Genomic DNA, 14,045 nt, shown 5'->3' on the forward strand with positions numbered 1-14,045 from the left:
CTCGTCCGTTGCGCTCCACGGCCCATCACCCGATCGGTGGCCAACTCGAAGAAGCTCACTGTACGCAGTGCTCCGGAGCACCGGCGGCGATGGCCGCGTCCCGGACGACGCGGGCCGCTTCGGCGCTGCACCGCTGGGCGGAGGGGTGGAACGCGAAGATCACCGGATTACGGGTCTTCAGCGCCATCAGTGCCTTGAAGATCGTGGTCGAGGTCGGGTTGGTGACGGGCGTGACCGCGGCCACCACGCCCACCGGTTCGGCGATTTCGAGCATGTCCTCGATGTCGTCCCGGCCGATGACTCCGACGGTCTTCATGTGGGCCATGCTGTGCGTGACGTGCTCGCAGGCGAACATGTTCTTGGCGGCCTTGTCCTCGAAGACCCCGCGTCCTGTCTCCTCGACCGCCAGACGGGCCAGCGCGGTGTGCTGGTCCAGGGCTGCGACCGACGCCTTCTTGACGATGTGGTCGACCTGTTCCTGGGTGAGGGCGTCGTAGTCGGCGAGTGCTTTGAGGCCGTCCGTGACCAGACGGTCCACGGCGACCGCGGTGTCGGACGGGGCGTCGGTCCTGGCGCGGCCCTCGGTCCGTACGTCCTGTCGGGTCATGGTGGTGTGCCTCCGTTGTGAGGGGCCGCCGTGGTGTGCGGCGGTGCCGGCCAGGAGCGGTGCGACGGTGAACGGTCCCGCTCTCTGCCCTCACTCTCCTTCGGCGACGTCCTCTGCGGGAGGACCCGGAGGGCCCGCGTCGATGCCGTCCGGCCCGGCTCGGCAGGGACCGTCGGCCCAGGCCGCCCGAGCCGCCGGCCGAGGCTTCTCGCCGGGCGCTCATGAACTCCCGGCGCGAGCCGGACCGGCCGGTGCCGCACAGTCGTCGATGCGGAAGCCCAGACCGTTCACCACGCCGACCACACCTTCGAGGCGCCAGGCGGCGTGGACGATCTCCGGTACCCGGGAACGCAGTTCCACCCGGCCCTCAAGAGTGATGACACCGTCGCGAACGGAGACGAGGACCGTGTCGGACGGCAGTCCCTGCGCCGTGCCGACGATCTCCTCGGTCACCTCTCGGCGGATGTCCTCGTCCGCACGCAGGAAGACCCGGAGGAGGTCGCGGCGGGTGGCGATGCCGATCAGGCGGTCGGCCTCGTCCACCACGGGCAGCCGCTCGACACCGCGGCGCTCCATCAGCCGGGCGGCGTCCGGTACGGACTGCTCCGGGTGCACGGTGACGGCCGGGCTGGACATCACCTCCTGCGCGGTCACGGCCAGGGGCGGAGCGGAGCCTTCCCGGTACGCCTGGGCGCGTATCAGATCGCTTCCGGACAGCACACCGAGGACCTTGTCGTCGGCGTCGACCACCGGCAGGCCGCTGATCCGGTGGTGGTCGAGCAGTCGCACGACCTCCTTGAACGGTGTCGTCGGGCCGGCCTGCACGACGTCCCGTGTCATCACCTCACCAACAGTGCGAGAGGGCATGATGGATCCTCCTTCACGAGCATGGGCGAAGAGAGCCGGAGCCGGTGGCCGGCCGGGTTCTCACGGGCACCGAGGTGCCGGGCGACCCGGTGCTCCGCTGTCCGTGACCGTGCCGCCACGCCTCAACACTGCCGCGCTCCGCAGTCACGGACCAGGGGCGTCCGGTCCTGGTGGGGAGGGCGGCCCGGCCCCGGCCACAGGGCCGAGGAGCCCCGTGTCCGGCTGCTGTCTGCTCCGCTCGGTCCCCTCCGGGGCGGGCCCGGTCGGCCCTCCCGGACGTGCCCCCGGCGCCCGGAACGGCGGACGGGAGACGTAGTTCAGGCGGCCGTGCGGGGCTCGCGCTGCCCGCTGGCGCGGGATTTCCCCGCACCGTCCGGGGACGGGGCGTGGACGGCGGTGAGAGTGAAGGCCAGAGCCCCGGCGGACACGGTCGCGAGCAGGACGAGGCCCATCGCGTACGAATCGAACAGCCCGAACAGCGACCCCATCACCAGCGGTGGCAGGAATCCGCCCAGTCCGCCCGCGGCGCCGACCACTCCGGTCACCGAGCCGACCTGGTCGGCCGGGGTGCGCAGGGCCACCAGGGCGAAGGCCGCTCCGCTGCCGGCGCCGAGCGCGGCGGCCATGGCCAGGAAGGCGAGGGTGCCCACGGGTGCCAGGGCGGGGGTGAACGCCTGCGTGGCAGCACCGGCCACGACCGTGGCCAGCGAGCCCGCCAGCACACGGACCGGGCCGATCCGGTCGGACAGCCAGCCACCGAACGGGCGCATCGCCACCGCGAGGACAACGAACCCGGCCATGCGGTTCGCCGCGTCGGCCTGGGCGAGGCCGTAGCCGGTCTTGAGGTACGTCGGCAGGTAGACGGAGAAGGCCACGTAGCCGCCGAACGCAACCGCGTACAGTGCGGACGCCTGCCAGGTGATGGGCAGTCGGAGGGCGGCGGACAGGCGGCTTGCGGCCGACTCGGTCGGCGCGGTCCGGCCGGGCGCGTCACGGAGCAGGAGAGCGGCGGCGGCGGCGTACGCCGCGAGAACCGCCGCGGTGAGCAGGAACGGCGTGGACATGCTGCCCGCGTCGACCAGCTTCACCGTGGTCAGGGCGCTGATGGCGGTGCCGCCCATACCCGCGCCGAAGACTCCGATGGCGAGGCCGCGCCGCTCGGGCGGGAACCAGGCGTTGACGAGCGGAACGCCGACAGCGAAGGCGGTGCCGCCGATACCGAGGAAGAACCCGCCGACGAGCAGGGCGCCGAGTGAGGAGTGTCCGGCCAGGCCGAGGTGGAGCACCGGCACGATGGTGGCCGCGGACACGATGGGGAACATGACCCGTCCGCCGAATCGGTCGGTCAGCGCGCCGGCCGGGATCCGGCCCAGAGAACCGACGACGACCGGCACCGCCACCAGCAGCGACTGCTCGAACGACGACAGGTCGAGCCCGTCCTTGAATCGCGGGCCGAGCGGGCTGAGCAGCGCCCAGGCCCAGAAGTTGACCGCGAAACCGGCGGTGGCCAGGGCCAGCATCAGCCAGGCCCGGCCGGGCACCGGCGCACCCGGCCCCGTCCTGCCGCTGTCCGCCATCGAAACCTTGATCATGCTGTCCGCCTCTGCCCCTCTGTATGGTGCCGCGACACGGTGATCCGCAGGTCTTCCGCCTGCGGATCGGCGACTGCTCAGCCACTGTCGTCCTCGGGGCGCGGGGGGTGGCATGGGCCAAGGGGCCCTGCCGAGAGGCTGAGGGTCCTCCATCGAATCCGGCCGGCTCCCCTTCGCCATGGCGTCCCGATTCGCTCACCCGACGACTCGGCCGGAGCGGTGTACACGGCCGCCCGCTGCCAGGAACCGCAGATAGGGCCGACCGGCCCTACCCGGCGTCGCAGCGCGGCGCGGAGGATGGTGGGATGCTCGAGAACGACGCCATCCGCATTCTCGACCGGCTGGAATGCCTTCGTCTGCTCGCCGAAGTGCCGCTCGGCCGGGTCGTGTACACCCGGCAGGCGCTGCCCGCGGTCCTCCCGGTCAACTTCGCCCTGGACGAGGACGACTCCGTAGTGCTGTACACCTCGGCGGTCTCCGACCTCGTGCAGGCCATCGACGGTGCCGTGGTCGCCTTCGAGGCGGACGAGTTCAGTGCGGCGACCCGGTCGGGCTGGAGCGTCGTCGTCACCGGCCGGGCCGGCGTGGTGGCCGAGCCCGCCGAGCGCGAACGGCTCTCGCAGTCCGGCCCGCGTTCCTGGATGCCCGTACGTGACGGGGTCTTCGTGCGTATCGAGTCCGAGTTGGTCACGGGCCGCGAGATCACGGGCACACGCACCACCGGATGAGCGGGCGTCTCCGCATGCCGCTCCGGTCCGCAGTGCCGGCCGGACACGGTCAGGCCGGTCCGCAGTGGCGACCGGACGCGGTCAGCCGGATGAGGCGGCCCCCTCACCGGGAACCGCCGCCCCGGGCGTCGGGGACGATGCGGCGTACGCGGCCGCGCGCGGGGTGCGACCGCCCTCGGGGCCGTACCCGAACCGGATCAGCAGCTGCGGGCACCGCTGCTGCGCACCGGCGACCGCCGCCCGCAGATCCATCCACTCCATCGCCTGGTGCAGTATCGAGGTGCGTACTCCGTACGAGGTCGCCGTGAGCAGCACGTGCTGCAGCGCCTGGCCCGCCCGCAGCCAGTCCTCCCGCCGGTCCCGCGCGGTCCACAACAGGGCCACCTGCGCGTGGCGTTCGAAGTGCAGGGCAGGAAGACGCGGCACGGGCAGCCGGCCGGTGAAGTCCCGCATCGGCATCCGGCCGGACGCGTCCAGGGCCCCCACCGCGGTGACGGGGATGCCGTACCCGGAGTCGATTCCCGGGGCGGTGAGGCAGCTGTGCGCCTCCGCCGTGCGGCCGGGGTGGGAGGCGTTGCGGGCCTCGCCCGCCCGGGTCAACCGCAGCAGACGCCTGGTCCCCATGATGTCGGGGACCTCAAGGCGCGCGCCCTGCGTACGGGCCGCGGCGGTCATCTCCGTCACGATCGTCTCGGGCACGGGGCGGCCGGTGAACGGCATCCGGCTGCTGTGACGCCGTTCGACGGCCTCGTACAGCCACCGCAGGGACGGGGGGCCTTCCCCGCCGGCCCCGGCCAGGTGCACGGTGGCCAGCAGCTCGGGGTCGGCCTCGGCGGGCAGCAGCCGGACGACGGGCACCCACCCCAGGTGCGCCGCGGCCACTCGGAGATTGAAGACGGCCGCGCCCACGGAGAGATGGCGGGCACGCAGGTCGGGATCGGTCATCGGAAGCCGCCGTCCGGCGGCACGGACTTCGACCGACCCGTTGCCCGCGTCCAGGCCGAACCGCCAGGGCTGCGTGTTGTGGATCGAGGGCGCTGCCACCGCCGCGGCCAGCAGGGTCTGGACGGCTGCGGCATCGATGTCCCGGGTCCTCATGGCGACTCTCCTTCACAAGCTCTCGCGTGCCGCCCACCCCCCCCTGCGACACCATGCCCGCTCGCGGGAGGGTTGGGCGGCCCCTCTCCGCCCGCCACATGGCCCCGAACCGAGGTCCGCGAGGCCCGGGGGAGGGGGCCGGGGGGGGAGGAGGGGAGGGACCGACGAGTTGAACCCGGAGCGAGAGGGGGTGCGGAGGGCCGGGGTGCTCAGGAGAAGGGCTTGTGCAGGCGGCTCGTCGAGCGGACCGGTGGCCGAGGAGGGGATCGCTCCTCACCGCCGCCGGGGCAGTCCGCACCGCCCTTGCCGCGGACGAGGTCGCCCGGCCCCACGCCCTCGTGTCGTCCGCGCTCAGCCTTCCGTGTGGGCCAGCCAGAGATCGGGGCCGAAGACCTCGTAGCGGATGTGGCGCGCCGGAACCCCCGAGTCGAGCAGTTGTGCCCTGACGGCCCGCATGAAGGGCAGCGAGCCGCAGAGGTAGACATCAGTGCCGTCGGGCAGCTCCAGTTCCCTGAGGTCCATCAGACCGCAGTGGGCGCCGGGCTCGGCGGCAGCGTTCTGCTCGTACCAGAACTCCGCCCGGGCAGCGGGCAGGCGGCCCACCAGGCGGCGGGTGTCCGAGCGGAGGGCGTGGTCCGCCGGCGAACGATCCGCGTGCAGCACCGTGACCGGGCGGGTGGCTCCGGTCGCCGCAAGGTGTTCGAGCATGCCGACCATCGGGGTGCAGCCGATGCCGGCCGAGACCAGCAGCAGGGGACTGTCGGCCTCGTCGAGGACCACATCGCCGAACGGAGCGGACAGGGTGAGCGCGTCACCGGCCCCGACGGTGCGGTGCAACTGGTTCGAAACCTCGCCCTCGGGCGCGTCGGACAGGCTCGCCACCCGTTTGACGGTGACCCGGCGGAGTCGGCCGCCGGGGGCGCCCGACAGGCTGTACTGGCGCACCTGGTGCACGCCGTCGGGCATCCGCACCCTGACGCTGACGTACTGGCCGGCGCGGGCGGGCGGCACGGGATCCTCGTCGGCCGGGCGCAGCAGGAAGGACACCACGTCGGGGGTCTCCTCACGCCGTTCCACCACCGTCCACTTCCGCCACGGGTTGCGGGGGTCGACCTGCGCCTGCTGGTAGAGACGGGCCTCCTGGGCGATCAGGGCGCCGGCCATGAGCCAGTACACCTCGTCCCAGGCGGCGGCCACCTGCGGCGTGACCGCTTCGCCGAGAACCTCCGCGATGGCGCGGAAGAGGTACTTGTGGACGATCGTGTACTGGTCCTCGGTCACACCGAGCGCCGCGTGCTTGTGGGCGATCCGGGAAAGCAGGACGTCCGGCCTGTTCTCGGGATCGGCGAGCAGTGCCTGCGCGAAGGCGGCGATGGAACCGGCAAGAGCACGGCGCTGACCGCCGGTGGCCTGGTTGCCGCGGTTGAACAGTCCGTCCAGCAGGTCGGGCTGCTCGGCGAACATGGTGCCGTAGAACCGAGCCGTGATCTCGCCCAGCGCTCCGCCGACGGCGGGCAGGGTGGCGCGGACGACGGCGGCCGAATCGGGCGAAAGCATGGGTCTCCTCGGCGAGGTGGCGTGCGGGGGAACTGTGCTCACCATCCTGGCGGCCCGGGTACCGGGCCGGATGGGCCGATCGGCCTTCTCCGCGGGTCCGACCGGCTCGGGTGCAGCTCGCCGTCCGGCGACGGACCCGCCGGCCGGGTCGCGCGAGCGCGGAGGTCCTGCCGCCCCTTGTCCGGAACGCGCCGTGCCGTGCGTGCGTACCCGGTCACCGGGACCGGAACGCGGCACGGCCGGCGCGTCATCGGCGTAATCGGCGTACAGCGGCAGGATGTTGTCGGGGCGAGCGCGGGCCGGTGCTTCGCTCCGCTCACCGGGAGCCGGAGACCGACCGCCGTCGGCCCGGGGCCGCACTCGGCGCGGCCCGCCTCCGGTAGACGAGATACGGCCGGACGAGGTAGCCGACCGGGGCGCTCCACACGTGCACCAGCCGGGTGAACGGCCAGGCCGCGAAGAGCAGGAAGGCGGTCAGGGCGTGCAGTTGGAACAGCAGGGGCGCCCCGATCATCGCCTCGGGCTGCGGCTGGAGGACGAACAGACCGCGGAACCACACGGAGACGGTGGAGCGGTAGTCGTAGCCGGCGCCGAAGACGTTGTGGGCGGCGGTGGCGGTGATGCCGAGCAGGACGGTCGCCGACAGCAGGGGGAAGAGGAGCTTGTCGCTGCGGTCGGTGCCGAGGCGGACCGTGCGGTTCAGCAGCCGACGGGCGCACAGCATGCCGAGCCCGGCGATCATGGCGACGCCCGCCACCGAGCCCGCCCAGACGGCGGTGGTGTGGTAGGCGTGCTCGGATATGCCGACGGCCTCGGTCCACGAGCCGGGGACGGCGAGTCCCACGACATGGCCGGCGATCACCATGAAGGCGCCGAGGTGGAACAGCGGGCTGCCCCAGCGCAGCCAGCGGTGTTCGAGGAGCTGGCTGGTGCGCGTGGTCCAGCCGAACTGGTCCTGGCGGTAGCGCCACACGTGCCCGACGACGAACACCGAGAGGCAGACGTAGGGGACGGCGACCCACAGCAGGAGGTCGGTGCCGCTCACCGCCGCTGCGGCCGGCGGGGAGAGGAATGCGGCGTTCATCGGGTGCCTTCCCTGCGGGTGGTGGTCGGATCGGCGGGCGGCACCCGGGTCGGCGGAGCGGCCATCGGCGGCACGAAGGTCCCCGGAGGAGCGAACTCTCCCTCCCCGTACGTACCGTAGGGATCGAGGCCGACCTCCTCCTCCGGCGGCCCCTCGGCGACGAGCCGGGCCACCGCCGCGCGGTCCGCGTCGGTGGGCGGCGGCAACAGGGTGAGCAGCGCGGCCATGACGTGCCGGTACGGCGAGTGCGCGTCGGTCAGTGCCCGGTGGATGAGCTCCAGCCCCCGCCGGTGCTGGCGCAGCGGTGCTTCGCCGCCGCCCGGGCCCATCAGAGCGGCGAACTCCAGCACGACCGGAAGGTGGTCGGGCAGTTCACCCCCTTCGATGTCCCAGCCGGCGGCGCGGTAGCGCTGGTTCAGCGTGAGCAGGGCCATGCCGCGGCGGCGGGTGTCGCCGTGCAGGTAGTAGGTGAGGTAGAGACTGCTCCTGCGGCGCAGGTCGAACGTCTCGACGTAGTGCTGCTCGACGGCGTCCGCCTCCTGGCCCGTGAGCCAGGTGGTGAAAGCGGCCAGATGAGCGGCGGCGGGCGACGGCGGCAGCGCCTCGATGACGCCGGCCGACGGTTGTGCGAATGCGGTGAGTTCGGCGTCCGGATACTGAAGCAGCAGCGAGCAGAGCCGCAGCAGCAGGGCGCGCTCCTCCCTCTCCTCGGCTGTGAGCCGGGCCGGGCGGCGGACGGCCGCCCGGACGCGGGTGCGGACGAGGGCGGGAATGCTTGCGGGCAGCGGGCTCACGCGTGACCTCCGGTGGTCGTGCGGCGCAGGGTGGGGATGCCGAGCATCACCCGTCGGCCACCGGCCTCCGCGGGCTCGCCGGAGGACTCGACGGGGCAGCGTTCCTCCATGGCGGTCAGCGCGGCGGCGTCCTCCTTGTGGGCTGCGGGGACGACGTAGCGGTCCTCGTACTTGGCGACGGCGAGCAGGCGGTGCAGGTCGGTGGCCTCCCGGGCGGTGAGGCCGACCGCCTTGAGCACGGCTTCGTCGCCGTCCTCGCCGAGGGCGCGCTCGCGCATGTAGGAGCGCAGGGCCGTGAGTTTCATCAGCACTCCGGCGACCACGTCGGCGTCCCCGGCGCTGAACAGCTCCGCCAGGTACTCCAGGGGGATGCGCAGCCGGGTGACGGCGGCGAAGACGTGGTCGGGGTCGTCCTGGTTTCCGCCCGCGGCGTCGACGGCGTCCAGGACGGGGGAGAGCGGCGGCACGTACCAGACCATGGGAAGGGTGCGGTATTCCGGGTGGAGCGGCAGCGCGACCTCGTACCGCACGACGAGGTCGTACACGGGGGAGCGGCGAGCCGCGGCCAGCCAGTCCTCGGGGATGCCGGCTCCCCTGGCCGCCGCGATCACGTCGGGGTCACGCGGATCGAGGAAGACCCCGCGCTGGGCGTCGAGGAGGTCCTTCTCGTCGGGGGTGGCGGCGGCCTCGCCGACCCGGTCGGCGTCGTAGAGCAGCAGTCCGAGGTAGCGCAGCCGTCCCACGCAGGTCTCGGAGCAGACGGTGGGCTGGCCGGCCTCGATGCGCGGGAAGCAGAAGGTGCACTTCTCGGCCTTGCCGGTGACGTGGTTGACGTACACCTTCTTGTACGGGCACGCCGTCACGCACATCCGCCACCCGCGGCACCTGTCCTGGTCGACCAGGACGATGCCGTCCTCGACCCGCTTGTACAGGGCCCCGGACGGACAGGCCGAAACGCAGGCCGGGTTGAGGCAGTGTTCGCACAGACGCGGCAGGTGGAAGAGGAAGGTCTGCTCGAACTCGAACTTCACCTTCTCGGCCCACGCGCCGGTCAGGTTCGGGTCGCCGCCGGCGTTCTCGGGAGCGCCACCGAGGCCGTCCTCCCAGTTGGCGCCCCAGGTGATGGCGGTGGGCTCGCCGGTGAGGGCGGAACGGGGGCGGGCCACGGGCATGTCCTTGCCCGCCGGGGCGTTGACGAGGTTGTCGTAGTCGTAGGTGACCGGCTCGTAGTAGTCCTCGATGGACGGCAGGTCGGGGTTGGAGAACAGCGAGAGGAGCCGCTTGGCCCTCCCCCCGGAGCGCAGGACGAGACGCCCGCGCCTGTCCAGCATCCAGCCGCCCTTCCAGTGCTCCTGGTCCTCGTAGCGGCGTGGGTACCCGACACCGGGCTTGGTCTCGACGTTGTTGAACCAGGCGTACTCGACACCCGTGCGGTTGGTCCACGTCTGCTTGCAGGTGACCGAGCAGGTGTGGCAGCCGATGCACTTGTCGAGGTTCATCACCATCGCGATCTGTGCCATGACGCGCATGTCAGTACTCCACTTGCTGGCTGCGGCGGCGGATGACGGTGACCTCGTCGCGCTGGTTGCCGGTCGGGCCGTAGTAGTTGAAGGCGTAGGTGAACTGGGCGTAGCCGCCCGCGAGATGCGTGGGCTTGAGCAGGAGGCGGGTGAGCGAGTTGTGGATGCCGCCCCGCACGCCGCTGACCTCGGTCTTCGGAACATTCACGTTGCGGTCCTGGGCGTGGTGCATGTAGACGGTGCCCTCGGGCATGCGGTGGGTGACCACGGCGCGGGCGGCGACGACGCCGTTGCGGTTGTACGCCTCGATCCACTCGTTGTCCCTGGCGCCGATCTTCTCGGCGTCGGCGGTGGACATCCAGATCGTCGGGCCGCCGCGGGACAGGTCGAGCATGTACTTGTTGTCCTGGTAGTTCGAGTGGATGGACCACTTGGAGTGCGGGGTCAGGTAGCGGACGGTGACCTCGGCGCGCCCGTCGTCGTGCAGGTGCTGGTCGCCGTAGTGCCGCGGCGAGTTCAGCGGAGGCCGGTAGACCGGGAGTTGCTCGCCCAGTTCGGCTATCCAGTCGTGCTGGACGAAGAAGTGCTGGCGTCCGGTGAGCGTGTGCCAGGGCTTTTTGTGTTCGGTGTTGATGACGAACGGCGAGTAGCGGCGACCGCCCGTCTCCGACCCCGACCATTCGTACGAGGTGATGACCCCGCGCGGCTGGGTGCGGGTGTCGGCGAACGTGATGCGTTCCGCCTCGCGTTCGGAGGCCAGTTCCGCCATGCCTTCGCTTCCGGTCTGCCGCTCCAGCTCCCGGAAGCCTTCGGTGGCCAGGCGCCCGTTGGTGGTGCCGGACAGGGCGAGGATCGCTTCGCACATGTCGGAGGCGGTGGCGAGGGAGGGGCGTCCGGCCGCGATCCCGTCCCTGACCGCGCCGTTGTGGCGCCGCAGCCCGTCGATCTCCTCGTCGGGGTGGACGGTGACGCCTTTGGTGGTGGTGCCGAGGGTGTCCAGCAGCGGGCCGATGGCACGCATCTTCTGCGCCACGGCCGCGAAGTCCCGTTCGACGACGACGAGCTTGGGCATGGTGCGTCCGGGGACCGGCTCGCACGCGCCGCTCTTCCAGTCCCGTACGGTCCCGCCGGGCTGGGCGAGTTCGTCGGGTGTGTCGTGCAGGAGCGGCACGGCGATGACGTCCGTGCGGGTGCCCAGGTGCTCGGCGGCCAGCTCGCTGAACCTGTCGGCCATGGTCAGGAAGGTGTCGTAGTCGGTGCGGGACTGCCAGGGAGGGGCGATGGCCGGGGTGAAGGCATGTACGAAGGGGTGCATGTCCGTGCTGGACAGGTCGTCCTTCTCGTACCAGGTCGCGGCCGGCAGGACGACGTCGGAGAGCAGACCGGTGGAGGTCATCCGGAAATCCAGCGTGACGAGCAGGTCGAGCTTGCCCTCGGGTGCCTCCTCCCGCCACACCACGTCCTGCGGACGCCCCTCGACCGGGGTCTCCTCGGAGCGTACGGCGGCGTCGGTGCCCAGCAGGTGTCGCAGGAAGTACTCGTTGCCCTTGCCGGACGAGCCCAGCAGGTTGGCCCGCCACACGGTCAGCACGCGGGGGAAGTTCGCCGGGTCGTCCGGGTCCTCGACAGCGAACCGCAGCCTGCCGGACTTGAGTTCGCCGACGATGTGCTCGGCGACCGGCCGGCCCGCGGCGGCCGCCTCGTCCGTGATGTCGAGGGGGTTGCGGTTGAATCCGGGGTGGCCGGGCGTCCAGCCGAGCCGCACGGCCTGCGCGAGCGTGTCCGCGAACGCCTTGCCCTTGAACCGGCCGCTGCCGAGAGGCGAGGCCAGCTCATCGGGCCCGAACGCCTCGTAGCGCCACTGGTCGGAGTTGAGGTACCAGTACGACGTGCCCGCCATGTGCCGCGTGGGCCGCTGCCAGTCGAAGGCGAACGACAGGTGCTGCTGCCCGGTGACCGGGCGCACCTTCTCCTGTCCGACGTAGTGCGCCCAGCCCCCGCCGTTGACGCCCTGGCAGCCCGTCATCGTCGTCAGTGCCAGGAACGCCCGGTAGATGGTGTCGGAGTGGAACCAGTGGTTGGTGCCCGCCCCCATCGCGATCATCGAACGGCCCTGGGTGCGCTCTGCGTTGCGGGCGAATTCCCGGCCGATCCGGGCCGCCTGCACCGCCGGGACCGAGGTGACCGTCTCCTGCCAGGCCGGTGTGTACGGCTGGCTCGCGTCGTCGTACCCGGTGGGCCAACTGCCCGGAAGTCCGGGGCGTACGACGCCGTACTGGGCCAGCAAGAGGTCGAAGACCGTGGTCACCAGCCGCCCCGCGACCCGGCGCACCGGCACCCCGCGCAGCATGGTGGAGCCGCCCTCGGTGGCACCCTCGTCGAAACGGGGCAGTGCCACCTCGGCTGTCTCCTCCGCCCCTTCCAGCAGCGACAGCTCGGGTATCACGTCGCCGAGATCGAGGTTCCAGCGACCCTCGCCGGCTTCTCCCCAGCGGAAGCCGAGCGAACCGTTCGGCACGACCGGTTCGCCGGTGGCCGAGTCGAGGAGGACGGTTTTGGAGTGGGCGTTCTCCTCCACGTGGCCCAGGTCGGCCGCCGTCAGGAACCCGCCGGGGACGAGACCGTGCTCGTGCTCGCGCAAGGTCACCAGGAACGGAGCGTCGGTGAACGTGCGCAGGTAGTCCCGGAAGTAGGGGACCTCGCGGTCCACGAGGAACTCGCGCAGGATCACGTGGCCCATGGCCATCGCCAGCGCCCCGTCGGTACCGGGGTGCGGGGCCACCCACTCGTCGGCGTGCTTGACGTTGTCGGCGTAGTCGGGGCTGACCGCGACGACCTTGGTGCCGTTGTAGCGGGTCTCGGTGAGGAAGTGCGCGTCCGGCGTGCGGGTCACGGGGATGTTGGAGCCCCACATGATCAGATAGCCGGCGTTCCACCAGTCCGCGGCCTCCGGCACGTCGGTCTGGTCGCCGAAGACCTGCGGCGAGGCGATCGGCAGGTCGGCGTACCAGTCGTAGAAGGACAGCAGGGTGCCGCCGATCAGCGAGTGGAACCGCGCCCCGGCCGCGAACGACGCCATGGACATCGCGGGGATCGGCGAGAAGCCGGCGACGCGGTCGGGGCCGTACTCCTTGACGGTGTGCACCTGGGCGGCGGCGATCAGCTCGCCGGCCTCCTCCCAGTCCGCGCGCACCAGGCCGCCCTTGCCGCGCGCCCGCTTGTACGCCCGGGCCTTGGCCGGGTCCCCGGTGATCTCGGCCCAGGCCGCCACCGGGTCGCCCAGGCGCTTGCGGGCCTCCCGCCACAGGCTCAGCAGCTCGCCGCGCACGTACGGGTAGCGGACCCTGTTGGGCGAGTAGGTGTACCAGGAGAAGGACGCCCCACGCGGGCAGCCGCGGGGCTCGTACTCGGGGCAGTCCGTGCCGATGGACGGATAGTCGGTGGCCTGGTGCTCCCACGTGATGATGCCGTCCTTGACGTACACCATCCACGAACAGGACCCGGTGCAGTTGACCCCGTGCGTGGAGCGCACCACCTTGTCGTGGGCCCACCGGTCCCGGTAGAAGCCCTCCCACTTCGGGTCGCCTTCGCCGAACACGGCCCGGCCGTCGGCCGACACCTCGCGGCGTGTCAGCAGTCTGCGGGCCGCGAGCGGCCAGCCTTCTGGGGCGGGCGACGCCTTGCGCCGTGCGTTCCGATCGTTCTCCATGGCAGGGAACGCTATGGGCGGCAGGCAGGGATACGCCTGGGCTGGCGGTCCCTGACGGATGGCCTTCCGGCCCCATCCAGCGGGCCGCAACAGGGACCAACGGCACCGTGCCGGGCCCGGTCGGCGAGGGAGCGCACGGTGCCCGGCGTGCGTCCCGGCGTGCGCACGGTGCCTGGCGAGCGCACGGTACCCGGCGTGTGTCCCGGCCGATGACCGAACGGCAGATGCCCGTCGGCGCCACCGCCCTCCGTGCCCGCCGGACGCGCGGGCACCCGGCTCCGTCGAGCATCCGGCCGCTCCCGCGGCGAGGTGCGGCGAGGTACGGCATCACCCCCGCCAAGGGCCGCACCGGGCCGGGCCGAGCGCCGGCGATCGTCTCCCTCGGCGTCGTCCCGCTCGCCACTGCCTCCCCCGCCACCTGGCCGGCGTCCGCGACGCGGAAGTGGGGAGGAGGCGGCGGGCGCGCCCGGCCCCTGCTGGACGCGCCCA

9 protein-coding genes and 1 pseudogene are annotated in these 14,045 nt (G+C 72.1%); 1 reads left to right on the forward strand and 9 read right to left on the reverse strand.

Annotated elements, in window-relative coordinates:
* Positions 1 to 58 precede the first annotated feature (58 nt).
* From IE145_RS16255 to IE145_RS16265, 3 genes and pseudogenes are all read right to left on the reverse strand, one after another.
* Positions 59 to 607 (reverse strand): annotated as a pseudogene (locus IE145_RS16255) (aldehyde dehydrogenase family protein); the annotation flags it as partial.
* 219 nt (positions 608 to 826) lie between these two features.
* On the reverse strand, positions 827 to 1,474 hold the full coding sequence (locus IE145_RS16260; RefSeq protein WP_189525753.1) for a CBS domain-containing protein: 648 nt from the start codon (positions 1,472 to 1,474) through the stop codon (positions 827 to 829).
* A gap of 317 nt (positions 1,475 to 1,791) precedes the next feature.
* Complete coding sequence (locus IE145_RS16265) at positions 1,792 to 3,066, reverse strand: MFS transporter (RefSeq protein ID WP_373296592.1); 1,275 nt, start codon at positions 3,064 to 3,066, stop codon at positions 1,792 to 1,794.
* A 305-nt stretch (positions 3,067 to 3,371) separates the two neighbouring features.
* Between IE145_RS16265 and IE145_RS16270 the strand changes: the two genes are divergently transcribed.
* Complete coding sequence (locus IE145_RS16270; RefSeq protein WP_189525754.1) at positions 3,372 to 3,794, forward strand: pyridoxamine 5'-phosphate oxidase family protein; 423 nt, start codon at positions 3,372 to 3,374, stop codon at positions 3,792 to 3,794.
* A gap of 81 nt (positions 3,795 to 3,875) precedes the next feature.
* On the opposite strand, the gene IE145_RS16275 is transcribed toward IE145_RS16270, so the two are convergent.
* From IE145_RS16275 to IE145_RS16300, 6 genes are all read right to left on the reverse strand, one after another.
* Positions 3,876 to 4,892, reverse strand: coding sequence for an Acg family FMN-binding oxidoreductase (locus IE145_RS16275; RefSeq protein WP_189525755.1), 1,017 nt, complete (start codon positions 4,890 to 4,892; stop codon positions 3,876 to 3,878).
* A gap of 351 nt (positions 4,893 to 5,243) precedes the next feature.
* Positions 5,244 to 6,449 (reverse strand): globin domain-containing protein, encoded by a 1,206-nt coding sequence (locus IE145_RS16280; RefSeq protein ID WP_189525756.1) that lies wholly within the window; start codon positions 6,447 to 6,449, stop codon positions 5,244 to 5,246.
* Between the two features lie 316 nt (positions 6,450 to 6,765).
* Positions 6,766 to 7,533 (reverse strand): respiratory nitrate reductase subunit gamma, encoded by a 768-nt coding sequence (narI, locus tag IE145_RS16285; protein ID WP_189525757.1) that lies wholly within the window; start codon positions 7,531 to 7,533, stop codon positions 6,766 to 6,768.
* Entirely contained in the window at positions 7,530 to 8,327 is a 798-nt protein-coding gene (gene narJ / locus IE145_RS16290) for a nitrate reductase molybdenum cofactor assembly chaperone (RefSeq protein ID WP_189525758.1), read from the reverse strand. The genes narI and narJ overlap by 4 nt, the downstream gene beginning before the upstream one ends.
* Positions 8,324 to 9,856 carry a nitrate reductase subunit beta gene (gene narH / locus IE145_RS16295; RefSeq protein WP_189525759.1) on the reverse strand — a complete coding sequence of 511 codons (1,533 nt, stop codon included), beginning with the start codon at positions 9,854 to 9,856 and terminating at the stop codon, positions 8,324 to 8,326. Before narH ends, narJ begins: the two co-directional genes overlap by 4 nt.
* Position 9,857: 1 nt before the next feature.
* Entirely contained in the window at positions 9,858 to 13,556 is a 3,699-nt protein-coding gene (locus IE145_RS16300) for a nitrate reductase subunit alpha (RefSeq protein WP_189525760.1), read from the reverse strand.
* Between the last annotated feature and the right edge of the window lie 489 nt (positions 13,557 to 14,045).

This window comes from Streptomyces sindenensis (genome assembly GCF_014649035.1).
In the GTDB taxonomy this organism is placed as follows: domain Bacteria; phylum Actinomycetota; class Actinomycetes; order Streptomycetales; family Streptomycetaceae; genus Streptomyces; species Streptomyces sindenensis.